Origin of the sequence: Nocardia sp. CWNU-33 (assembly GCF_046764895.1) — a bacterium.
GTDB lineage: Bacteria > Actinomycetota > Actinomycetes > Mycobacteriales > Mycobacteriaceae > Nocardia.
In genome coordinates this window covers 17,980-40,692 of record NZ_JBKOQN010000041.1, presented here as the reverse complement: position 1 = coordinate 40,692, position 22,713 = coordinate 17,980, and the positions used below count along the sequence as shown (strand labels likewise).

Annotated in this window: 23 protein-coding genes and 1 pseudogene; 18 read left to right on the top strand and 6 right to left on the bottom strand. The window is 67.0% G+C overall.

What is annotated here, in order from left to right:
- The first annotated feature begins 42 nt into the window (after positions 1–42).
- The 7 genes from ACLMAL_RS34300 (at position 43) to ACLMAL_RS34270 (ending at position 7,289) form a co-directional block, all read left to right on the top strand.
- Positions 43–996, top strand: a complete 954-nt coding sequence (locus ACLMAL_RS34300; protein WP_412002860.1) for a phosphatidylinositol mannoside acyltransferase — start codon at positions 43–45, stop codon at positions 994–996.
- A complete protein-coding gene (locus tag ACLMAL_RS34295; RefSeq protein WP_328403284.1) occupies positions 993–2,117 on the top strand; it encodes a glycosyltransferase family 4 protein in 1,125 nt (374 codons plus the stop codon). Before ACLMAL_RS34300 ends, ACLMAL_RS34295 begins: the two co-directional genes overlap by 4 nt.
- Positions 2,117–3,160: an NUDIX hydrolase gene (locus tag ACLMAL_RS34290; RefSeq protein WP_412002869.1), complete on the top strand. Its 1,044-nt coding sequence runs from the start codon at positions 2,117–2,119 to the stop codon at positions 3,158–3,160. Before ACLMAL_RS34295 ends, ACLMAL_RS34290 begins: the two co-directional genes overlap by 1 nt.
- 491 nt (positions 3,161–3,651) lie before the next feature.
- Positions 3,652–4,572 (top strand): pyridoxal 5'-phosphate synthase lyase subunit PdxS, encoded by a 921-nt coding sequence (pdxS, locus tag ACLMAL_RS34285; RefSeq protein ID WP_328403282.1) that lies wholly within the window; start codon positions 3,652–3,654, stop codon positions 4,570–4,572.
- Between the two features lie 329 nt (positions 4,573–4,901).
- On the top strand, positions 4,902–5,792 hold the full coding sequence (locus ACLMAL_RS34280) for a LysR family transcriptional regulator (RefSeq protein ID WP_412002859.1): 891 nt from the start codon (positions 4,902–4,904) through the stop codon (positions 5,790–5,792).
- Positions 5,793–5,952: 160 nt separating this feature from the next.
- A complete protein-coding gene (locus ACLMAL_RS34275) occupies positions 5,953–6,444 on the top strand; it encodes a hypothetical protein (RefSeq protein WP_412002858.1) in 492 nt (163 codons plus the stop codon).
- A 110-nt stretch (positions 6,445–6,554) separates the two neighbouring features.
- Positions 6,555–7,289, top strand: a complete 735-nt coding sequence (locus ACLMAL_RS34270; protein ID WP_412002857.1) for an SDR family oxidoreductase — start codon at positions 6,555–6,557, stop codon at positions 7,287–7,289.
- Between the two features lie 382 nt (positions 7,290–7,671).
- Here ACLMAL_RS34270 and ACLMAL_RS34265 read toward each other — a convergent pair whose 3' ends face one another.
- Positions 7,672–8,292, bottom strand: coding sequence for a hypothetical protein (locus ACLMAL_RS34265; protein ID WP_412002856.1), 621 nt, complete (start codon positions 8,290–8,292; stop codon positions 7,672–7,674).
- A gap of 242 nt (positions 8,293–8,534) precedes the next feature.
- Here ACLMAL_RS34265 and ACLMAL_RS34260 point away from each other — a divergent pair, with 242 nt between their 5' ends.
- From ACLMAL_RS34260 to ACLMAL_RS34250, 3 genes are all read left to right on the top strand, one after another.
- Entirely contained in the window at positions 8,535–9,356 is an 822-nt protein-coding gene (locus ACLMAL_RS34260) for an acyl-CoA thioesterase II (protein ID WP_328403272.1), read from the top strand.
- 333 nt (positions 9,357–9,689) lie between these two features.
- On the top strand, positions 9,690–10,340 hold the full coding sequence (gene pdxT, locus ACLMAL_RS34255) for a pyridoxal 5'-phosphate synthase glutaminase subunit PdxT (RefSeq protein ID WP_412002855.1): 651 nt from the start codon (positions 9,690–9,692) through the stop codon (positions 10,338–10,340).
- Positions 10,341–10,501: 161 nt separating this feature from the next.
- The gene (locus ACLMAL_RS34250; RefSeq protein ID WP_364901666.1) at positions 10,502–11,257 is read left to right on the top strand and encodes a YebC/PmpR family DNA-binding transcriptional regulator; all 756 of its coding nucleotides are present in this window, start codon (positions 10,502–10,504) and stop codon (positions 11,255–11,257) included.
- Positions 11,258–11,501: 244 nt separating this feature from the next.
- Here ACLMAL_RS34250 and ACLMAL_RS34245 read toward each other — a convergent pair whose 3' ends face one another.
- A complete protein-coding gene (locus ACLMAL_RS34245) occupies positions 11,502–12,338 on the bottom strand; it encodes an NADP-dependent oxidoreductase (RefSeq protein WP_412002854.1) in 837 nt (278 codons plus the stop codon).
- A gap of 5 nt (positions 12,339–12,343) precedes the next feature.
- On the opposite strand from ACLMAL_RS34245, the pseudogene ACLMAL_RS34240 reads away from it, so the two are divergent.
- A pseudogene (locus ACLMAL_RS34240) lies at positions 12,344–13,141 on the top strand (GlxA family transcriptional regulator); the annotation flags it as partial.
- Positions 13,142–13,261: 120 nt separating this feature from the next.
- On the opposite strand, the gene ACLMAL_RS34235 reads toward ACLMAL_RS34240, so the two are convergent.
- A complete protein-coding gene (locus ACLMAL_RS34235) occupies positions 13,262–14,716 on the bottom strand; it encodes an alpha/beta hydrolase-fold protein (protein WP_412002853.1) in 1,455 nt (484 codons plus the stop codon).
- Between the two features lie 73 nt (positions 14,717–14,789).
- On the bottom strand, positions 14,790–14,996 hold the full coding sequence (locus ACLMAL_RS34230) for a DUF5988 family protein (protein WP_328403260.1): 207 nt from the start codon (positions 14,994–14,996) through the stop codon (positions 14,790–14,792).
- Positions 14,997–15,132: 136 nt separating this feature from the next.
- Between ACLMAL_RS34230 and ACLMAL_RS34225 the strand changes: the two genes are divergently transcribed.
- The 5 genes from ACLMAL_RS34225 (at position 15,133) to ruvB (ending at position 18,496) form a co-directional block, all read left to right on the top strand.
- Positions 15,133–15,603, top strand: coding sequence for an O-acetyl-ADP-ribose deacetylase (locus tag ACLMAL_RS34225; protein ID WP_412002852.1), 471 nt, complete (start codon positions 15,133–15,135; stop codon positions 15,601–15,603).
- A gap of 71 nt (positions 15,604–15,674) precedes the next feature.
- A complete protein-coding gene (locus ACLMAL_RS34220; RefSeq protein WP_412002851.1) occupies positions 15,675–16,121 on the top strand; it encodes an acyl-CoA thioesterase in 447 nt (148 codons plus the stop codon).
- Between the two features lie 102 nt (positions 16,122–16,223).
- Positions 16,224–16,793, top strand: coding sequence for a crossover junction endodeoxyribonuclease RuvC (gene ruvC / locus ACLMAL_RS34215; RefSeq protein WP_412002850.1), 570 nt, complete (start codon positions 16,224–16,226; stop codon positions 16,791–16,793).
- Positions 16,790–17,395 carry a Holliday junction branch migration protein RuvA gene (ruvA, locus tag ACLMAL_RS34210; RefSeq protein ID WP_412002849.1) on the top strand — a complete coding sequence of 202 codons (606 nt, stop codon included), beginning with the start codon at positions 16,790–16,792 and terminating at the stop codon, positions 17,393–17,395. The genes ruvC and ruvA overlap by 4 nt, the downstream gene beginning before the upstream one ends.
- A 6-nt stretch (positions 17,396–17,401) precedes the next feature.
- Positions 17,402–18,496, top strand: coding sequence for a Holliday junction branch migration DNA helicase RuvB (gene ruvB / locus ACLMAL_RS34205; protein WP_328403252.1), 1,095 nt, complete (start codon positions 17,402–17,404; stop codon positions 18,494–18,496).
- Positions 18,497–18,547: 51 nt separating this feature from the next.
- Here the strand turns inward: ruvB and ACLMAL_RS34200 are convergent, their stop codons facing one another.
- Complete coding sequence (locus tag ACLMAL_RS34200; protein WP_412002848.1) at positions 18,548–19,123, bottom strand: DivIVA domain-containing protein; 576 nt, start codon at positions 19,121–19,123, stop codon at positions 18,548–18,550.
- A gap of 221 nt (positions 19,124–19,344) precedes the next feature.
- A complete protein-coding gene (locus ACLMAL_RS34195; protein ID WP_412002847.1) occupies positions 19,345–20,010 on the bottom strand; it encodes a TetR/AcrR family transcriptional regulator in 666 nt (221 codons plus the stop codon).
- Positions 20,011–20,068: 58 nt separating this feature from the next.
- Here ACLMAL_RS34195 and ACLMAL_RS34190 point away from each other — a divergent pair, with 58 nt between their 5' ends.
- Together ACLMAL_RS34190 and yajC are read left to right on the top strand one after the other, a co-directional pair.
- Entirely contained in the window at positions 20,069–21,559 is a 1,491-nt protein-coding gene (locus tag ACLMAL_RS34190; RefSeq protein WP_412002846.1) for a flavin-containing monooxygenase, read from the top strand.
- Positions 21,560–22,247: 688 nt separating this feature from the next.
- Positions 22,248–22,607 carry a preprotein translocase subunit YajC gene (gene yajC, locus ACLMAL_RS34185; RefSeq protein WP_412002845.1) on the top strand — a complete coding sequence of 120 codons (360 nt, stop codon included), beginning with the start codon at positions 22,248–22,250 and terminating at the stop codon, positions 22,605–22,607.
- Positions 22,608–22,713 lie beyond the last annotated feature (106 nt).

The window sequence follows — 22,713 nt, the reverse complement described above, 5'->3', positions numbered from 1 at the left end:
CGGTCGCACAATCGCAGGTCTCGGAGCAATACAGGGGTGGTTGTGAGTATCGGGGAACGGATCGGCGCCGCGGGGTATGCGGCAGGGTGGCGGCTGGTGCGCGCACTGCCGGATTCGACCGCGCGCAGGTTGTTCGATTGGGGCGCCGACCGGGCGACGCGCAAGGGCGGTCCGGACCAGTTGCGGCGCAACCTCGCCCGGGTCACGGGCGTCGCGCCCGAGCAGGTGCCCGACGAGCTGCTCAGGGCGAGCATGCGCTCCTACGCCAGGTACTGGCGCGAGGCCTTCCGGCTGCCGTCGATGGACCATGCGGCGCTCGGTGCGCAGCTGACCGTGGACGGGGTGCAGAACCTGGAAGCGGCGCTGGCGCAGGGGCGCGGGGCGGTCCTGGTGCTGCCACATTCGGGGAACTGGGACATGGCGGGGGTCTGGCTGGTGCAGAACCACGGTGGTCTGGCGACTGTCGCGGAACGGCTGAAGCCGGAATCGTTGTTCGAACGCTTCGTCGCCTATCGGGAAAGCCTCGGCTTCGAGGTGTTTCCGCTGACCGGTGGCCAGCAGCCGCCGTTTGTCGAACTGGCGGCGCGGCTGCATGAGAACAAAGCGGTCTGTCTGATGGGGGAGCGCGACCTCACCGGCCGTGGTGTCCAGGTGACCTTCTTCGGGGAGACCACCTGGATGCCTGCCGGTGCGGCGAAACTGGCCATCGAGACCGGTGCGGCGTTGATCCCGGTGCACCTGTGGTTCACCGTCGATGCCGACGGTCGCGAGGGTTGGGGCATGAAAACCGAAGCTCCACTGGATGTTTCGGGCGGGGTTACGGCGGCGACACAGGCATTGGCCGATCGGTTCGCAGCGAACATCGCCGAGCATCCCGCCGACTGGCACATGTTGCAGCCACAATGGGAGAACGACCTTTCGCCGGAGCGACGCGCCAGAATTGCCGCTGCGCAGGCCGCGTTCCAGAACCACGGCAGGGGAGACGACACACCATGAAAATCGGCATGGTCTGCCCCTATTCCTTCGACGTTCCCGGCGGGGTGCAGGCGCATGTCGTGGAACTGGCGCGGGTGTTCATCGAACGCGGTCACAAAGTCAGCGTGCTCGCTCCTGCCTCGGAAGATACACCTCTGCCCGACTTCGTGGTCTCGGCCGGTCGCGCGGTCGCGATCCCTTACAACGGGTCGGTGGCGCGACTGTCCTTCGGCCCCATGGCCTACACCAGGATTCGCCGTTGGATCGACGGCAACGACTTCGACGTATTGCACATCCACGAGCCCAATGCGCCGAGCCTGTCGATGCTCGCGCTGAAGATCGCCGAGGGCCCGATCGTCGCCACCTTCCACACCTCGACGACGAAATCATTGGTGCTCAGCACCTTCCAGGGCGTGCTTCGGCCGTATCACGAGAAGATCAGTGGTCGGATCGCGGTCTCCGAACTGGCGCGCCGCTGGCAGGTCGAGGCGCTCGGGTCCGACGCGGTGGAAATCCCGAACGGCGTCGACGTACCTGCTTTCGCACGGGCGCCAATGCTGCCCGGCTATCCGCGGACGGGCGGAACGGTGCTGTTTCTGGGCCGCTACGACGAGCCACGCAAGGGGATGGAGGTACTGCTCGGCGCGTTGCCGTCGTTGGTGAGCAAGCATCCTGACCTGCAGATTCTCATTGTCGGGCGCGGCGACGAGGAGCGGCTGCGCCGCGAGGCAGGTCCGCTGGCCGACCATTTGCGTTTTCTCGGTCAGGTCTCCGACGAAGACAAGGCCTCGGCGATGCGCAGCGCGGATGTGTACTGCGCGCCCAATCTCGGCGGCGAGAGCTTCGGCATCATCCTGATCGAGGCGATGGCCGCTGGAACTGCCGTGGTGGCAAGCGAATTGGACGCCTTCCGCCGGGTGCTGCGCGACGGATCCGCGGGCGTGCTCGTGCCGGTGGGTGATTCGGCTCGGCTCGCCACCACGATCGATGGACTGCTCACCGACGATGCCCGCCGGAATGCGCTGGTGCAGAGCGCGACTCAGATCGTCGGCGAGTACGACTGGCCGGTGGTCGCCGAACAGATCCTGCGGGTCTACGAGACCGTGACCGTCGGCGACGTCCGAGTGCGGGCCGCGGGATGATCACTTTCTCCGCGACAACGGTCCTTGTACTCGCGCTGATCGCGGCGGTGTTTTTCGCGATCGGCATCTGGGCCTACTCGACGGCCAACCGGCTCGACCGGTTGCACGTGCGTTCCGACCAGTCCTGGCATGCGCTGGATTCGGCGCTGGCCCGGCGGGCGGTGGTCGCGAGGTCGGTCGCGATTGCGATCGCGGGTCCGATGTCGGACCCGGCATCGGCCGATCGGGCCAAACTCCTGTCTATGCTGGCCGATCGCGCGGAGCGAGCAAGCCGAGCCGACCGTGAAACCGTCGAAAACCAGCTCTCGGCGGCACTTTCCGCGATCGACATCACCCAGCTGCGCCCGCAGCAGGTGGCCGAACTCGCCGATGCCGAAGCCCGGGTGCTGATCGCCCGCAGGTTCCACAACGACGCGGTCCGTGACACCCTTGCCCTGCGCACCCGGCGACCGGTCCGCATCCTGCACCTCGGCGGCACCGCCCCGCTGCCGACCTATTTCGAGATCACCGAGCGCGCCACCCCCGCCGCGTCGACCGGACTCGACGTGGACACCATTCGCACTTCGGCGCGGGTGGTGCTGCTCGATGACGACGATCGCGTGCTGTTGATGCGCGGTCACGACCCCAAGACGCCGGATATTTCGTTCTGGTTCACCGTCGGCGGCGGTGTCGATCCGGGGGAAACCCTGCGTGCCGCGGCGATCCGCGAACTGTGGGAGGAGACCGGTCACCGGGCCGATCCGGACAGCCTGCGCGGGCCGATCTGGCGACGCGTCGCGGTGTTCCCGTTCGACGGCGAACTGATCCGTGCCGAAGAGCTGTTCTTCGCACTCCGCGTCGGCGCCTACCAACCGCAGCCGGGGAACATGACTGCGGTGGAGCGCCGCTGCATCACCGCCAACAAGTGGTGCACGGCCGCTGACATCGTCGCGCTGGACCAGTCCGGCGAAACGGTGTACCCGTACCACCTGGACCAACTGCTGACCGAGGCCGCGAAAGTCGTTTCGACCGGCACCGATCCCGAGGTCCGTTCGATTCGCTAGCGTCCGGCTGCGCCGCGGCAGCGGTGCGCTGCCGATCACATTGCCCTGTGATGTATTTCACGATCGTGATAGCGTCGCGACTGGATTGGCGCGGCCGGGGTAGTGCTTATCGGAAGGCACTCGGAAACCCGGGGTCGCGATCCCACCGAGGTGGGATGAAACATTGGTGCGTGGAGGTAAGTAGTAGATGTCCTACCTGTTGTTCGATTTCCTCTTGCCGTTGATCGGCCCCACCGCCGCGGAGTATTGGGCGCAGTTGCTGGTCGTCAACCCGATCTGATCATGAGCTCGGAATTCGCCGGGTCGACGAAACTTCTCGTCGGCCCGGCGAATCCGTGTTCACACCCCTGAAGTATCGGTCCAGTCCAGCCGGTTCGAGGTGAGACCTCCTGGTCGTGGGCAAGGCCAGTGGTGCACAACTGGCTATCAAGTGGCCTGATGGGCCCGCCTAGAATCAGTGGCGTTCCATCCATGCGACCCGATTGGCGCACATGACCCAGGAGTTTGCCGTGACCACGCCCGAGACCACCAACACCATCGGCACCGCCCGCGTGAAGCGCGGGATGGCCGAGATGCTCAAGGGCGGGGTGATCATGGACGTCGTCACCCCCGAGCAGGCCAAGATCGCCGAGGACGCCGGTGCGGTCGCGGTGATGGCGCTCGAGCGAGTTCCGGCCGACATCCGCGCCCAGGGCGGCGTATCCCGCATGAGCGATCCGGACATGATCGACGGCATCATCTCCGCCGTCTCCATCCCGGTGATGGCCAAGGCCCGTATCGGGCACTTCGTGGAGGCGCAGATCCTCCAGAGCCTCGGCGTCGACTACATCGACGAGTCCGAGGTGCTGACCCCCGCCGACTACGCCAACCACATCGACAAGTGGAACTTCACCGTTCCGTTCGTCTGTGGCGCCACCAACCTGGGTGAGGCGCTGCGCCGAATTACCGAGGGCGCGGCCATGATTCGCTCGAAGGGTGAGGCGGGCACCGGTGACGTCTCGAACGCCACCACCCATATGCGCAAGATTCGCGGTGAACTCCGCAGGCTGTCTTCGCTTCCCGAGGACGAGCTGTTCGTCGCAGCCAAGGAGTTGCAGGCCCCCTACGAGCTGGTCCGCGAGGTCGCCCAGACCGGCAAGCTGCCGGTCGTGCTGTTCACCGCGGGCGGCATCGCCACCCCTGCCGACGCCGCCATGATGATGCAGCTCGGTGCCGAGGGCGTCTTCGTCGGCTCCGGCATCTTCAAGTCCGGCAACCCGGCCGAGCGCGCGGCCGCCATCGTGAAGGCCACCACCTTCTACGACGACCCCGACGTGCTGGCGAAGGTCTCGCGCGGCCTCGGTGAGGCCATGGTCGGCATCAATGTCGAGGAGCTGCCGGTCGACCACCGGCTCGCCGAGCGCGGTTGGTGACTTCCGCTCAGCGCGGTCTCACGATTTTTCCACCACGAGCGGGGACTCAGCGGAGTCCCCGCTCGTGTGCATAGCCGGCACCTTGTGAGGTAGCGCGGTCTTTCCGTTTCCGGCCGGTCCTTCCCTCGTGCCGCTCATCTCGCACCAGGGAGGTTGTGGCCGAGGGGCGGGTTCTCGTGTGGCCGATGGTTATTCGTAGCTCGTCGCCGATGGTGCCGAGTTGATCGCGCGTTCCGGTCGGCCTCAGTGTGCTCATAGCAGTAGTTGGTGCTCGCGGTGACCGGCTTTTCGGCTCGTCGAGCCGGGCGATGGCCGAGTAACGTCTGGGTGTGGAGTTGCGGCAACTGCGGTACTTCGTGGTGTTGGCGGAGGAGCTGCATTTTCGGCGGGCCGCGGAGCGATTGTTCATATCGACGCCTACCTTGAGTCAGCAGATCCGGGTTTTGGAGCGGGAGATGGGTGGGCCGTTGCTCACCAGGGAGCCGCTGGTCGCGCTGACCCCTGCCGGTGCGGTGTTGTTCCGGACCGGCAAGGACGTGTTGGGCTCGGTGGACGAGGCGATCCGGGAAACCAGGCGCGCGGCGAACGCTGGTGCGTCGATCCTGCGGTTCGGGCTGTTGAACGGAGTGCCGCCGTGGATTCCGGCGCGCATCGGGGAGCTGCTCGGCGCCCGACTGCCCGGCACCCGGATGGTGCTCACCGGTGGCACCACCGCCGACCAGGTCCGGCTGCTCGACGCAGACGAGGTCGACCTCGCGCTCGTCCGCGCACCGGTGACTTTGCCGGACCGCTTCGACCAGGAACCGGTCGCGCGCGAGGAACTCGGTGTCCTGATGTCGTCGGCCCACCCGCTCGCCGTCGCCGAGGAGATCGAGCCGTCGGACCTCACCGGCCAGGAGCTGATTCTTTTCGCACGCGATTCCGCCACCGGCCTCCACGATGCGCTGTTGCGCGAGCTCCGTGAGCGCGGTGCCGAGGTTCGCCTCAGTGACAGCGCTATGGGCCACGCTCAGATGCTGGCCGTTCTCCCGTTGCGTCCAGATGCAATCGGCTTGAGCTCGGCACGCCCTGCCGACCTTCCCGGCCTCGTGTGGCGTCGGATGCGCGGCGCACCGCTGATGGTCACGTATGCCGCCGCATGGCGTTCGGCCAGCAGGAACCCGGCGGTGCGGGTGCTGGTCGACGCGCTGTCTCGGCGGCCGCTCACCGGCTCGGGCTGAGGCGCATTCCGGAGCCTTCGGTGGACCACATCATTGTCTTACCACCACCACAGAGTTGTTGGATAGCTTAGGGATTCGATGCCCGTCTGCCCCCACGCGGGCGTTCGTGCCGCATCAGTGTCGGGTGACACGCGACCCATCGAACGCAAAGGACGAGCAGTTGAAGCTTCGTAAGACCGGACAGATCACTATCGGCGCCGTGGCGATCGCGGCAATGCTGAGCCTGACCGCATGTGGCAGCGATGATCCGAAGGATCCGCCGAAGACGACCCGCACGTCGACCTCCGCGGCAGCGAGCTCGAATCTTCCGCCGATCCCCAGCGCCGCCGACCTGAACACGGCGTTGACACGGGCACTGGATCCCGCCTTACCGAATGCCGACAAGCTCGAACTGGTGCAGGGCGCACAGGCCGACCCCGAACTGCCCGGTCGCTTGGCCGAGGCCGCCAGGGCCGCGAACGCGCAGATCGTGGTCACCGACGTGACCGCTTTCGGTGACAGCGTCAACGCCAAGGCAAAGTTCATCGTCAACGGCCAGGAGAACACTGTCGACGTTCCGTTCGTCGCGGAGGACGGCAAGTGGAAAGTGCAGAAGACGTGGGCCTGCACCATGCTGACCAGCTTCGGCCAGCAGTCGGTGGCCTGCGGCTAGCAGCTCTCGAACCACCGGCCGCGGCCAGGATCTGCGGTATTAGTCCTGATCTAACGCGAATTCGAGAGCGCGACATGGACACTCGGTGCTGCCGATGGTCGGGTGGAGTCATGACACAAACCACGACAATCCCCGAACGCGTCGTCATCGTCGGCGGCAGCTCTGGCATGGGACTCGCGCTGGCGGCCGCGCTGATCGGCCGGGGTGCCGAAGTCACCATCGCGGGCCGATCGTCGGCCCGGCTCGCCGACGCCGAACGCGCTCTGCCCGAAGGCCCCGGCACAGTGCGTTCGGTCGTCACCGACATCACCCGCGAGAGCGATCTCGAGCGATTGTTCACCGAGGCCGGTCCGGTCGACCACGTGGTGACCACCGCAGCCGACGCCAACGGCGCATACCAGCCCATTGGTTCTTTCGACGCCGAGATCGGCCGAAACTTCGTAGAAGCCAAGGTGATCGGCCCCACCCTCGTCGCCAAGCACGCCCGCATCGCCCCCGGCGGCTCCCTTACCTTCACCTCCGGCGTCGCCGCCTACCGCCCGGCCCCCGGCGCCTCCATCGTCGCGGCCGTCAACGGCGCTCTCGCCTCCCTCGCCTACGCACTCGCTGTCGAAATGGGCCCCATCCGCGTCAATGTCGTCTCGCCCGGCTGGGTGGACACCCCCATCTGGGACACCATCGCAGGCCCCGCCAAAACCGAACGCCACCAGCAAATGGCCGCCCGCCTCCCCGTCGGCCGAATCGGCCACCCCGACGACATCGCCCAAGCAATGCTCACCCTTATGCACAACCCTTTCATCACCGGCACCGTCCTCCACATAGACGGTGGCCACCGCCTCACCTAGGCCACACCGAGTGGCACATCGTCGTGGTGAAAGACCGCGAACGCTCTCTACCATGCGCCATCACTGGAGGGGAATTACGCTGTGGCACAAGGGATAAGGCGCTGCGCACCGGGCCGCCGGCTCGGCTAGGCGACGTGGGCTCGACCGAGCGAGGTCGGGCGTTACCTCGGCGACGGCGAGTGGTACACGGTTGCGGCGACACACCACAGCCGCCTTGGCCATGTGCCACTCGACGCGCCTAGCGCGAGGCTATCGGCGGGGTTCCGGTCTGCGCAGCTCTGCCACGGTGCTGTCCGCTGTCGAACGGGATATGGCTGCGGCATATCGCGAGGAAGTTTGCCACTATGTCCCGTTCGTGTGGTGATCGCTGTGGTGTGGATGCCTATCGGGGTGGTTCGGTGCGGAGGGCCGGGCGGTGGGGGTGGTCCCAGCGGATGAAGAGGGTTGGGGGGTCTGGGTTTTCGTGATGGTGATGGAGTAGGGCTGGGATGGTCCATTGGTGGTCGGGTGGGGTGTTGCGGCGCAGGGCCGGTTCGGACATATCGAGGCGGAGGGTCAGGTCGAAAGGGAGGGTGCGGCCCAGGAGCATGGGGCCCGCGATGAGGACGACGGTGTCGGGGGCTGCGGGGCGAATGGCTGCGCGGGCCGAGCGGTCGGTGTTTTCGTTCCAGAGGGCGGGCAGCCAGCGGGCAGTGTCGTGGAGGGCGTCGACGACCTCACGGCGGAGGGCTTCGTAGTCGAACCATGCTGTGCGATAGGACAGTTCGTCGTCACGGCCGTACTCCATGCGCAGCGATGCCGGGCGGACGTAATCGTGGAGGGAGACTACGTAGGCGGCGCGGCCGGTGGCGCGCAGGGCGGCGGCGATGAGGTCTGCGAGCGGGACCGGTTCGGCGGCATCGGCTCCGTCGACCGCGATTACCTGGCGGCCGGGCAGTTCGAGGATACGGTGGCTCACCAGCTCGACGAGGCTGTCTCGGGTGATCGCTGCGAACTGTGGCACCCGTCAATCACAACAAACCAGGATCCGGCGCTCGCGGCCGACCGACCGATGGTGCAGCGGTGCCGCATGTGGTCGCCTCCTGGTTTCTCGTTCAGTGCCGAGCGGCTGATTATGTGTCCGGCAGAACCGGCCGGTCAGGTCGGTCGGCGCGACCGGGTTGCGCAGGAACGAGCGGTCGGCCCGGCAGGAGCGACCGCCCAGCCGGGCGGGAGCGGTGGGCGGCGGCGGGTTAATGTCAGCGCATGGCGACAATCGAAGAGGCGCTGGAAATCGAGCGGCTCGAGCGGGACATCTTCCGTGGTGCTTCCACGAAGACCCAGCTCCCGCGCACATTCGGCGGACAGGTTGCCGGCCAGGCTTTGGTGTCGGCGGTACGCACGGTGGAGCCGCGGTATCAGGTGCATTCGCTGCACGGGTACTTCCTGCGGCCTGGCAATCCGGATCAGCCGACGGTGTACCTGGTCGAGCGGATTCGTGACGGCCGGTCCTTCTGCACCCGCCGGGTCACCGGCGTCCAGGATGGCGCGGCAATATTCACGATGTCGGCATCGTTCCACGTCGGCGACGAGGGTCCGGAGCATCAGGACGAGATGCTTGCCGTGCAGCCGCCCGACGACCTGCCCGATGCCAGCACCACCATGAGCCCGGAGCGGCTGTGGGCGATGCGGGAGTGGGAGCACTGGGATATCCGCACGGTGCCGCAGGACAGCGTGGCCCGCCGCGACGGCGTGGTGTCCCAACAGCAGGTGTGGTTCCGCTACCGGCATCCGCTGCCCGACGACCCGCTGTTCCACGTCTGCACGCTCGCCTACATGAGCGATATGACGCTGCTGGGCTCCTCCAAGGTCATCCACCCCGACGAAGAGACCCAGAACGCGTCGCTCGATCACGCCATGTGGTTCCTGCGCCCGTTCCGCGCCGACGATTGGCTGCTCTATGACCAGTCTTCGCCGTCGGCGGGCTTCGGCCGTGCGCTGACCGGCGGCAAGATCTTCAACCGCGAGGGCCAACTGGTCGCCGCGGTCGTGCAGGAAGGTTTGATCCGCACCCTGCGGGAGCACTGACCGAACTGCTCGACGTGGCCGACCGGCACCACCACCGGGCCTGAGCTCAGTCCGGCACCACCAGCGGTCGCAAGTACCAGCACGATCGCTTCCGGACCGTAGGACACCGACGCCATGGCGTCGAGGGACAGGCCCGCCAATCCGGTCGAAACGGTCAACCCGCGCCGGTTCGGGTGGCACCCGCATCTCCGCGCGGCTCTGGCGTCCGGCGCGGCAAGACGGCAATCACAGTGCGAGTGTCGGCCTGTTCCTGGTCGTGCGGACCCGCGTTGACGGAATCTTGACGGCGACCGTGAGCAGGGCCACATCGCGGTGGCTCGTAAGCTCTCGATCGTGAACGCATCCTCGGTAGCCTCGCCGGCCGCAGGCGCGCAGCAGGACCCTTCCCGGCCGACCATCGGCGTGCTCGCGCTGCAGGGTGACGTGCGCGAACATGTCGCGGCGCTCGCACTGTGCGGTGCGGAACCTGTTCTGGTGCGCCGCGAATCCGAGCTCGCCGCCGTCGACGCACTGGTGCTGCCGGGCGGCGAGTCGACCACTATCAGCAAGCTGCTCGAGGTGTTCGAACTGTTGGAACCGCTGCGCGCCCGGCTGCGTGCGGGCATGCCCGCCTTCGGTTCCTGCGCCGGGATGATCCTGCTCGGCTCCGAGGTGCTCGACACCCGACCCGATGCCAAGCACCTGTCGGGTATTGATATGACGGTGCGTCGCAATGCTTTCGGCCGTCAGGTCGACTCGTTCGAGACCGATCTGGATTTCGCGGGCCTCGACGACGGCCCGATCCGCGCGGTGTTCATCCGGGCGCCGTGGGTCGAGCGTGCAGGCCAGGGCGTCGAGGTGCTTGCCACGGTGCCGAGCGGTCCGTTCGCCGGACGTATCGTCGCGGTGCGGCAGGGGAAGGTCCTCGCGACGTCGTTCCACCCCGAGGTCACCGGCGACCTGCGGGTGCACCGGATGTTCGTGGACCTGGTGCGCGAGGCGTAGCCGTAGCTCGAGCCGGGCGCATGCGCGGTGCGAATCTCGCCCCGATGTGAGCCTGGAGAAGGCGTGGCGGCAGGCCGAGTAGGCTGGGGGAGTTGTCTACCCGGCCGGAACGGGTACCGTGCGCACAATCAGACGTGCAGTCGACCTGGAGGAAGTAGGGAATGAGCGGCCACTCCAAATGGGCCACCACCAAGCACAAGAAGGCTGGGATCGATGCGAAGCGTGGCAAGCTCTTCGCCAAGCTGATCAAGAACATCGAGGTGGCGGCCCGCACAGGTGGCAGTGACCCGGCCGGTAATCCGACGCTTTTCGACGCCATTCAGAAGGCGAAGAAGTCGTCTGTGCCCAACGACAACATCGAGCGCGCCCGTAAGCGCGGCGGCGGCGAGGAAGCCGGTGGCGCCGACTGGCAGACGATCATGTACGAGGGCTACGGACCCAACGGTGTCGCGGTGCTGATCGAGTGCCTCACCGACAACCGCAACCGCGCCGCGGGCGAGGTGCGTGTCGCAATGACCCGCAACGGCGGCAATATGGCCGACCCGGGTTCGGTCTCGTACCTGTTCCACCGCAAGGGTGTCGTCACGCTGGAGAAGAACGGCCTGTCCGAGGACGACGTTCTCATGGCTGTGCTCGACGCGGGCGCGGAGGAGGTCAACGACCTCGGTGACACCTTCGAGATCATCAGCGACCCGTCCGACCTGATCGCCGTGCGCTCCGCGCTGCAGTCCGCCGGAATCGATTACGACTCTGCCGAATCGGGCTTCCAGCCGTCGGTGTCGGTCGCGGTCGACGCGGATGGTGCGCGCAAGGTGTTCAAGCTGGTCGACGCGCTCGAAGACAGCGACGACGTGCAGAACGTCTACACCAACGTCGACCTGTCCGACGAGGTCCTCGCGGAACTCGACGACGAGTAGTCCGATTTCGCAGTGATGCACGGCAGGCAATAGCCGCCGTACTCGGGGCGGTCCGCAAATATGCGGGCCGCCCCGAAGCATGTGCTGGCCTTCTATCGCCGGGCCCGGGATGTAGTCGCCCCGACATGTCGGTCGCATTTGTGCCGGCCGATCGTCCGACCGCGTTCTCGCCCGGCGGTAAGGCAAGCACTCGAGCCCTATCGGTTACGCATTCGGCCATGACTGTGCCTGCGGTGTGGTTGCGCTACGGCACCGTCAGCACCAACGTGCCTACGGTGCGGCCGGTGTCGCCGAGTGCGTGTGCCTTTGCGGCGTCTGCCAGCGGGAAGGTCCCGGCGATTGTCGGTCGCAGCGCGCCGGTTTCGGCGAGTTGTGCGAGCGCGGTCATGCCGGCGTGGTCGTCTTCCACCAGCATGCGGACTGCGCGTACGCCCAACTTGTCGGCCTCGGCCGCCAAATCGGCAGGGCCGAAGGCACGCAGGGAGATCAGCAGGCCGCCGGGGCGCAGGGTGTGCAGGGAGCGGAGGCTGTTCTCGTCGTCGATCGAGTCGAGCACCACGTCCACATCGCGGGCTGCCTCGGCGAAATCTGTTGTCCGGTAATCGATCACCTCGTCGACGCCGAGAGCGCGCAGGAATTCGTGATTGGCCGCGCTCGCGGTGCCGATCACGTATGCGCCACGGGCCTTGGCGATTTGGACGGCGAAGTGTCCGACGCCGCCCGCGGCGGCATGGATCAGGACGCGCTGTCCGGCGGTGAGGTCCGCGGTATCGACAAGCGCCTGCCAGGCAGTGAGGGCGGCGAGCGGGATCGCGGCGGCTCGAATGTGGTCCAGCCCAGCCGGTTTCCGTGCGAAGGCGCGTGCCGGTCCGGTCGTGTACTCGGCGAGCGCGCCGTGACCGTACGGGTAGGGGAGCATGCCGAAGACCTCGTCGCCCGGCGCGAAGAGCGTCACGCCGATGCCGGTGGCGACTACGTCGCCGGATACGTCCCAGCCGAGTACGAACGGTGGCTCCGCGAGGAACAGGCCGGGCACTGCGCGGTGTCGCCAGTCGGTCGGGTTGAGTCCCGCCGCACGCACGCGAACCAGAACCGTTGGCCACCGCGGACACCGTGGTCATCCCAGCGTGCGACATTGCGATGACCCTCGATGGCGAGCTGCCGCCCACCGTGTCGGACGCGCTCGCGCGGATTCGACCGGGCGCCAGAATCGTGTCCATCTGCACCGGTGCGTTCGTCGCCGCGGCCGCCGGGTTATTGGACGGCAGGCCCGCCACGACGCATTGGAATCAAGCCGACCTGTTCCGCCGCACCTTTCCGAAGGTGCATCTCGACCCCGACGTGTTGTACGTCGACGACGGCGACGTCCTCACCTCGGCGGGCGCGGCAGCGGGCATCGACATCTGCCTGCACCTGGTGCGCCGCGACCACGGCAGCGAAGTCGCCAACCGGGCGGCCCGCCGCTGTGTCATCCCGCCTTGGCGCGACGGCGGCCAAGCCCAATACATCGAACAGCCGGTGCCGCCGGCGACCTCCACCGGCACCGCGGCCGCCCGCCATTGGGCGCTGGAAAACCTCGGATTGCCCTTGACCATGGACGATCTCGCCGCCCACGCCCGTATGAGCAAGCGCACCTTCGCTCGCCGCTTCCGCGACGAGGTCGGCATGAGCCCCGGCCGCTGGCTCATCCAGCAGCGCGTCTTCCGAGCCCGGGACCTCCTGGAATCCACCGATCTCCCGATCGATCGGATCGCAGGCGAAGTCGGCTTCGCCACCGGCGGCTCCCTACGCCAACACCTCCACGAAGCAATAGGCGTCTCCCCCCGAACCTACCGCCGCACTTTCCGCCCCGACCCCACCCGAGACGTCGCCCCGACCCCGTAGCAATCGACCCGCAACCGCATCTCCCTCGGATGCCGCTCAGAGTGCCCCGACCATGTGCCGCGACCGACCTCGAGCACTCAGGGGTAGGGGTGGTGCGCGCTTATGGGGTGATCCGATAGTTCACGGGGCATCGGGTACCGGAAGACCGACGCGGGCGACGATCCACGGGAACGATGCGGTGAAGGCCGCCGAGGCGAATTGCCAGGTGTGCCCGCCCTGAGTGGTGTGGATCGTGCAGTCGATGCCGACCTCGCGGCCCTGCTTGCACAGCTGCTCGGCCGCGCCGACCTCGCCGGTGTCGGGCACACCGTCGTGGCCGCCCAGGCCGGCCGAAGAGTCGTCGGCGGGTGGCCGGGGATGTCCACCCGTCCTGGCGTGCGGCGGCGGGGTCAGATCGTCGAAGAGTCCGGCGGTGCCGGTATACGGGCCGTGTTCGGCCATGACGGTCAGCGGGTCGAAGGCCGCCCATTGGTCGGCGTCGCCGCCGAAGAGGCGGGCGATGGTCTGCTCCCTGGTGCCCGAGGCCGGACCGATGTCGCCCGCGATATCGACGAAGGTGCGCATGAGCTCCGGATGCATCACAGCCAGATCGACCGCGCAGGTGCCGCCCATTGACCAGCCGACCACCGCCCATTGCGCTGGATCCGCCGATGCGCCGAATCTGGACTCGACATAGCCGGGCACAGCGCGGGTGAGGTGATCGGCCGCATCGCCGCGCGGGCCGTTCACGCACTCGGTGTCGTTGTTGAAACTGCCGCTGGAATCGACGAAGACGAGGATCGGCGCGCGGCCACTGTTGGCCGCGGTGAACTTGTCGACGGCGGGCATGATCTGGCCGCTGCGAACCCAGTCGGCGGGGGTGTTGAATTCGCCGCCGATCATCATCACCACGGGCAGCGCGGGTGGAGTCGGCCCGGCGAACCAGGCGGGCGGCAGATACACGTATTCGGTGCGATGCGGAAAACCACTGCCCGCGTCGAGGATCCGGACCGGCACGATCTTGCCGCTGCTGAGGTTGGTGCCGCGCAGCGCGGGCAGCGCGTCGAGATCGGTCTGCTGTGGCAGCGGGCCGGCGGTGAGCGCGCTCCACGCGGATTGCACGGTCGGGTAGTAGCCGACCCATTGATCGAGCACGATGCCCGTGCTCAGCAGTGCCAGCGGAATCGCGAGAATCGACATCCCACGTCGCCACCATCGTGCGCTACGCCAGCCGAGCACCGCCACTGCGATCGCCGCGCCGGTCGCGCCGACATACACCCACAGCAGCAGCGGGGCCGGATCCGACGCCAGCCCCTGGTCGTTGACATAGGCCCTTGCGGCGACCGCGCCTGCGATACCCGACGCCACGCACACGGGTACGCCGACGAGACGCCAACGGCGCCTACGCCATCCGATGGCCGCGATGAGCACGGCGACTGCCATCAACTCGATGGTCGATGGCAGCCAACCGTGCAACACCGATAGTCCGTGATGAAAGGTGTTCTGGTAGTTGGGGTTCAGATCCGCCGATGGGAGTTGCGGCGGTGGCGGCACAGGGTTGGCCGGCGCGGCGAGGGGAGCTCGAAGGACGGGCACCTACAGCATTGTCGAGGTCATTGCTCGAGACAAGCTGTGAATCCGCTCCGGTGACACTGTGACCGCTCGGGGCTCACTGCGCGATCTCGGTGCGCACCGTCCACTCGTAGACGGGCAGGCTGCCCTCGGATGTGTCTTTATGCCTGGCGGTGACCTTGAAATGCTCGTAGCCGCCCTTGAACGCGACCTTGAGCTCGATCCCCGGTGGTGTGATGGGAACGATGCGGGCCGGCAAGTCCTCCGGCCCGCCCTCGAGGACTGCCTTAACAGAGTTGCTCATCTTCGGATCGTAGGGGCATAGCCAGACCGAATCAGACGATTCCAGGAAACCACCGGCCACCGGCGTGCCGCTGGGATGGCAGAATTCGGTCATGGTCGCGTTGCAACTCATGCAGGGAGACATCACCTAGCAAACGGTGGATGCCGTGGTCAACGCCGCGAATTCGTCGTTGCTCGGCGGTGGCGGAGTCGACGGCGCGATCCACCGCAAGGGCGGGCCCGAGATTCTCGATGCGTGGCGCAAGCTGCGCGCGTCGCACTTCGGCAAGGGCCTGCGCACCGGGCAGGCGGTGGCGACGACGGCGGGTCGACTGCCGGCGCGCTGGGTGATCCACACGGTCGGTCCGGTGTGGTCGGCGACCGAGGACCGCTCGGATCTGCTGGCCTCCTGCTATCGCGAATCGTTGCGGGTGGCCGATGAATTGGGTGCGAGCACGGTCGCGTTCCCGGCCATCTCCACCGGTATCTTCGGCTGGCCGCTGCCCGACGGCGCCCGGATCGCCGTCGAGACCGTGTCCGCCGCGGTCACCACTGTGCGCGAGGTGCGGTTCGTCCTGTTCGACGAGCATGCCTACGCGGCGTTCGCCGCACAGGTCGCGGCGCGGTAGCTCGGCCATCGGAACGGCCGAGTGCGGTCTGGCGGCCGAAACATGTCGGTGGCCTCTGCCATGGTGGTGCGGTGTCGAATACCTACGAACCGTTTCGGGTTCGGATCGACGTCCGCGTGTCCGACCTGGACCTCCAGCAGCATGTCACCGGCTCCGCCTACCAGCAGTTCGCCGACCACGCGCGGTTCGCCTGCGTGCAGGCGGCCGGGATATCCGTCGAAGACCTGCTGAGCTCGGGCCTCGGCCCGGTCAACCTCGAGACGGTGATCAAGTACCACCGCGAACTGCGTGCAGGCGATTCGGTGGACGTGTCGTGCTCGTGGGTTTGGGGCGCTGGCAAGACCTACCGCGTCGAGCACACTTTCACCCGATCCGACGGTGCATTGTCGGCGACCATCACCTTCGTCAGCGGACTGCTCGACCTCCAGGCGCGTCGCCTGGTGGCGAACCCCGCGCACGAATGGGCCTCGCGTGCCACCGAACCGGCGCTGCTCGGCCTCGCGCCGGTGGCGCCCTGACTCGCTTCTCCCGATTTCCCTGCACCCGTGTCGCTGTCGCAGGCAGCGTGCGATGTCCTCTAGACTTCGAACAACTGTTCGTGTCTGTCGAAGGGGTGTTTCGTGCGGGTGATGGGTGTCGATCCGGGGCTCACCCGGTGCGGCCTCAGCATCGTGGAGGGCGGGCTCGGTCGGAAGGTGACCGCGCTGGCCGTCGATGTGGTGCGGACGCCGCCGGACCTGGATTTGGCACACCGCCTGCTCGGCGTCGCGGATGCGGCCGAAGGCTGGATGGACACCCACAAACCCGAGGCGGTGGCGATCGAGCGGGTGTTCGCGCAGCACAATGTGCGTACTGCAATGGGCACCGCACAGGCGGGCGGTGTGATCGCGCTTGCGGCGGCCCGCAGGGGGATACCCGTGGCCTTCCATACGCCCAGTGAGGTGAAGGCCGCCGTCACCGGCAACGGCACGGCGGACAAGGCTCAGGTGACGGCGATGGTGACGCGTATCCTCGGCCTCCAGGTTGCGCCGAAACCCGCGGACGCGGCCGATGCGCTGGCCTTGGCGATCTGCCACTGCTGGCGCGCGCCGCTGCTGGATCGGATGGCCAAGGCCGAGGCGCAGGCGGCACAGGTGCAGCGGCGGTACGCGGAAAAGCTTGCTGAACAACGGAAGGCGGTACGCAGGTGATCGCGTCGGTACGCGGTGAGGTGCTGGAGATTGCCCTCGACCATGTGGTGATCGAGGCGGCGGGCGTCGGCTACCGGCTCAACGTCACCCCGGCGACGTTGTCCACGCTGGCTCGTGGCGAGGAATCCCGGCTGTACACCGCGATGATCGTGCGCGAGGACTCGATGACGCTGTTCGGTTTCGCCGATACCGAATCCCGTGACCTGTTCGGGCTCTTGCAGACGGTGTCCGGAGTCGGCCCCCGGCTTGCCATGGCCGTGCTGGCTGTACTCGAACCGGAGGCGCTGCGCAAGGCGCTCGCGGAGAGCAATGTCGCCGCACTGACCCGCGTTCCCGGCATCGGCAAACGTGGCGCCGAACGCATGGTCGTCGAATTGCGCGACAAGGTGAATCTCGTTCCGGTCCAGGCAGGTCCGCCCGGGGCTACCCCGACGCCGGTGCTCACACCGGTGCGTGAGCAGGTTGTCGAGGCGCTGACCGGGCTCGGCTTCCCGCTCAAGCAGGCCGAGCAGGCGCTCGACGCGGTGCTGGCCGAACAGCCCGCCGCCGACACCGCCATCGCGCTGCGCGCGGCCCTCGCCTCGCTCGGCAAGAACCGGTAGCGGGGCATGGACTACGACGACGTCGAATCCCACATGGATGACGAATCCCAGGTCACCGCAAGCTATCTCAGGTCCGACGGTGAGATCGAGGCCAGCCTGCGCCCGAAGTCGCTCGACGATTTCATCGGCCAGCCGCGCGTGCGTGAACAGCTCGCGCTGGTGCTGCGCGGCGCCAAACAGCGCGGCGGCACCCCCGATCACGTGCTGCTGTCCGGTCCGCCCGGCCTCGGCAAGACCAGCATGGCGATGATCATCGCGGGCGAACTGGGTACCGCACTGCGCATCACTTCCGGCCCCGCGCTGGAACGGGCGGGCGACCTCGCCGCCATGCTCAGCAACCTGGTCGAAGGCGATGTGCTGTTCATCGACGAGATCCACCGCATCGCGCGGCCCGCCGAGGAAATGCTGTACCTGGCCATGGAGGATTTCCGTGTCGACGTGGTGGTCGGCAAGGGCCCCGGCGCGACCTCGATCCCACTCGATATCGCCCCCTTCACCTTGGTCGGCGCCACCACCCGCTCGGGTGCACTCACCGGCCCGCTGCGTGACCGCTTCGGCTTCACCGGCCACATGGACTTCTACGAGCCCGGCGAGCTGCTGCGCATTCTGCTGCGCTCGGCGCACATCCTCGGCGTCACCATCGAACCCGAAGCGGCCGCCGAAATCGCTGGCCGTTCGCGCGGTACGCCCCGCATCGCGAATCGGCTGTTGCGCCGCGTCCGCGACTACGCCGAGGTGCGCGCCGACGGTCTGATCACACTGCCGATCGCGCAGGCGGCACTCGAGGTCTACGACGTCGACGTGCTCGGCCTCGATCGCCTGGACCGCGCGGTGCTGGCCGCGTTGGTCCGCAGCTTCGGCGGTGGTCCGGTCGGTGTGTCGACGCTGGCCGTCGCGGTAGGGGAGGAAGCGGCCACCGTCGAGGAGGTCTGCGAGCCGTTTCTCGTCCGCGCGGGCATGGTCGCCCGCACGCCGCGAGGTCGTGTCGCCACGGCCGCGGCATGGGAGCACTTGGGTCTGGTCCCGCCACCGGACCTGGTCTTCGGCTCGATCGAAGTCCGCGGCCGCGAACCACAACCTACCTCGGATGCCGTCGACTGACCTTGTGGCGCAGCGTCATACGCCCCACGACCCGGCGCGGCGGGTAAATGTTCAGCGGTGGTGGTGTGCCGCGTGCTCGAGTGCGGTGACGACGAGGTCGAGGAATGCGTCCACCTCGCCGCGCTCGTACCCGCGGGTGCTGAGCCTGGCCTCGGTGAACCGCACCGCCCGCACATCGGTGACGGTGAGGCTGCTGGGTCCGCCGTGGGCGAGGGTCGCGGCGACGAGGTCGAGGAACGCGTCGACCTCGTCGGTGTCGTAGCCGCGGCGACCGATGGGCGCCTGGGTGAACCGCATCCGGTGAATGTCGTCGGGTGTCAGCAGTGGCCCGGAGCCGTTGCCGGACGCGGGTACCGGCCGGGTGCCGAGCTGCCGGAATTCCAGCTCTATCCGAATCTGATCGAGGAATTCGTCGACCTCGTCGGCCTGGTAGCCGCGCCCGCCGAACCGGGGTGCGTCGAAGGCCACGTGCCGGACGTCGTCGGCGGTGAGGGTGCCGCGTCCGTCGAGCGTAGCGGCGACGAGCTCCAGGAAGGCGTCGACCTCATCGGCGTGATAGCCGCGGTGTCCGACCGGTGGCATGGGGAAATGGGTCCGGCTCACGTCCTCGGGGGTCACGCGCGACATTCTGTCAGGGTCATTGCCCTGCTCTGGTCGAATACCACTTCTTCGTACTCCGCGGTCTCTTGCGAACACGTGCGACCCCCATATGGACACCGTCGATCAGTGTTCACCCTAGCCTCCGAAATCGTGCTCGTATCCAGTGAAATTCGGCCAGCTGCCTGCGGATGACCGATGGCGGCCGAGTGTCTTTGCGTCACACCGCATCTGCAGTGTGGCGACCGCGATCAGTCGTTGCGGACACCATCGATGAGTAGTCTGCGGATCGCCTCGTTGAGCCCGTCGACGGCAGCGGGGTCGGGGCTGCGCAGTCCGTGCACGATGCCTGCGATGAGCATGCCGGTGACGGCCTTTGCGGTGTTGGTGGTGTCCAGATCGGCCCGCAGGTACCCGAGTTCGACGCCGTGCGAGAGGTAGCCGGCGGTCAGTGCGTCGGCCATGTCGAGCAGGCCGTAGAGCCGGGCGGTGAGTTCGTCGTCGATGCCGGTCGCGTGGAAGAGCAGCAGCTGGGCCACCCTGCGGTCCTCGACGAGGATGTGGTGGAGCGCTACGCCGATGCGATCGAGTTGAGCGCGGTAGTCGTCGAGCGAGGTCGCGGCGTCCGGGGCGTTCTCGGTGCCGAGGGCTGCCACGATGCGCCCGGCGAGATCGTCGATGACGTGATCGATGATGTCGCGCTTATTGCTGAAGTAGCGGTAGAAGGTGCCGTGCCCGATGCCGAGGACGCCGGCGATGTCCGCGATTCCGGTGCCGTGATAGCCCTTCTCCGCGAAACAGACGAAGGCAGTGTCGATGATGTCCTGGCGCAGTTCGGCTTTGCGTCGCTCAGCACGCGTGGATGGCTTCGTCACCCTCACGATGATACTGTGTTCACAAACGGAATGATGTGTCATTCCGTGAGGATTGATTCACATTCCATGAGGGAATGGTTCACTCAGCAGGAGGTTCGACGTGGCGCCTCAGTTCGATGCGGTCGTTGTCGGTGCAGGTTTCGGCGGAATGGGTGCGAGCATCGAGCTCGACCGGCTCGGTCTCAGCAATTTCGTCATCCTGGAACGCGAAGACGACCTCGGCGGCACCTGGCACGTCAATCACTATCCGGGTCTCGCGGTCGACATCGCCTCGGTGACCTACTCGTACTCGTTCGAGCCCAATCCCTACTGGACGCGTCTGTTCGCGCCCGGCCAGGAGCTCAAGAAGTACGCCGAGTTCGTCGCCGACAAGTACGGCCTGCGCCGCCGGATGCGTTTCGGCACCGTGGTCGACGGCGCACGCTGGGACGAGGAGCACCAGTACTGGGTGGTGTCCGTCGCGGGCGGTGAAACCATCACCGGCCGTTACCTTCTCACTGCCACCGGGTTCCTCTCCCAGCCCTACACCCCGCCGTTCCCCGGCATCGACTCCTTCGCGGGCAAGATCATCCACACCACCGCGTGGGAGGACGACTTCGACCTCGCCGGTCGCAAGGCCGCGATCATCGGCACCGGCGCGACCGCCGTGCAGCTGGTGCCGGAGGCGGCCGAGAAGGTCGCGGAGCTCACCGTTTTCCAGCGCACCCCGATCTGGGTGGTGCCGAAGGTCGACACCGCGATCCCCGGCCCGGTGCAGAAGCTGTTCGCCCGAGTACCCGCCACTCAGAAGGCGGCCCGGCTGGTGAATACCGGCATGCTCGAGGCGCTGATGGTAGTCGGTGTGCTGCATTTCAAGCAGGCCAAGCCATTGAACAAGGCCGCGGGCCTGCTCGCTAAGGCGCACCTGCGTGCGCAGGTGCGCAACAAGGAAACGCGCAAGAAGCTGACACCGCACTACGACTTCGGCTGCAAGCGCCCGACTTTCTCCAACCTGTACTTCAAAACGTTCAACCGGCCGAACGTGCGCCTCGAGACCAACTCGATCGACCACGTCGAGGCCGACGGCATCGTGACCGCCGATGGACGCAAGACCGAGATCGACACCCTGATCCTTGCCACCGGCTTCAATCTGTGGGATGTGAACTTCCCGGCCATCGAGATCATCGGCCGCGATGGCGTCGACCTCGGAAAGTTCTGGCGCGACAACCGTTTCCAGGCCTACGAGGGCATCACCGTGCCCAAGTTCCCGAACTTCATCAGCCTCAACAGCCCGTACTCCTACAGCGGCCTGTCGTACTTCACCACCATCGAGGCTCAGATGAAGCACATGGGCAGGCTGCTGAAGGAGACCTTCCGTCGTGGTGAGACAACCTTCGAGGTGACCGAGCAGGCCAACGCACACTTCCTGAACCGAGTGACAGACAAGCTCGGCTCCTCGGTGTTCTACGGCGGCGATTGCTCGACCGCGCGCAGCTACTACTTCAACCAGCACGGCGAGGCCGCGCTACTGCGCCCGACCAGCACCATCAACGCCCACCGTGAGGCAGTCAGCTTTCCGCTCGACGACTACACCTACGGCAAGTCCGCCTAAAGACGCCCCTTGGGCGTGCCCGCGGTCGAGATGTCGGCCGCGGGCCCGTCCGCATCGCTACTTGGCGATCTTGCGCAGGATCCATTCCGCGAGTACCGGCGTTACCGCGGAGTGCTCCGAATTGGTTGGCGACGCCGAGCCGGACCGGCTGCTGTGAGAATCCGCCGAGGTCGGCCAGTTCCTGCAGGAACTGGGTGCGCAGTGGCGATGCGGTCGCGACCGGGCCCGAGTACCGCGAGTCGTCGACCCAGGCCCACAGCAGCTGCTGAGCCGCTGGGCTGCGAATCAAATCTGCCTTACTCGGCTTTCCCGGGGTGAGTGCCTCGAAGAACTCGAAGAAGTACGCCATCTGCTGCAGGATCGGCGGAATCCACGCACCGTTGTGCGGTGAGTCCCAGGACAGATAAGTCTCGGTCTGATGCTCGTCCCCGTCGCGTTCCATCGCCGTAAGGGCGTACCGGGTGGCCAGTCCGCCCATGCTCACGCCGCCGGTGACCTTTCACTGAGAAGTTTGATGCCGACTGGTTCGTCGGTGCCGCCCGGCAACCGCGCAGCAGCGCGCCGAATTGCCCGCCGGAGCGCGAATCGGGACGTCAAGGGTGTGCCGGTGTGGCAGTGGTGACGCGAGCTGGCAGACTGTTGAGATACCTGTCCACACCCACCCACAGACTAGGGACTGACTTCGACGATGGAACTTCTGTTTCCGCTAGTGCTGGTAGGCCTGTTCGTGTCGATGTACCTGATGTCTCGCCGCCAGAAGCGCGAGGCACAGAAGGTCGCCGATATGCAGGGCAGCCTGAAAGTCGGCGATCAGGTCACCACCACGTCGGGGCTGTACGGCACAGTGGTCGATCTCGACGACACCACCGTCGACCTCGAGATTGCCGAAGAGGTTGTCACCACGTGGCTGCGCCTGGCCATCCGTGAGGTGCGCACCGAGGACGAGACCACGGATGAGGCCACGGACGAGACCGTGACCGACGAGGCCGTCGACGGTGCCGTCGAAGAATCCGCGGAACAGACCGAGACCCGGCTGACCAAGGACTGACCGGCCCGACCGGTTATCGGTGAGCCCGCGCGCCGGATGCTGCCGGGCCCCACTCCCGGGTACCCGGCGCCGCTGGTGCGTGCCCGTCCGTTCCACCTCGACTTCC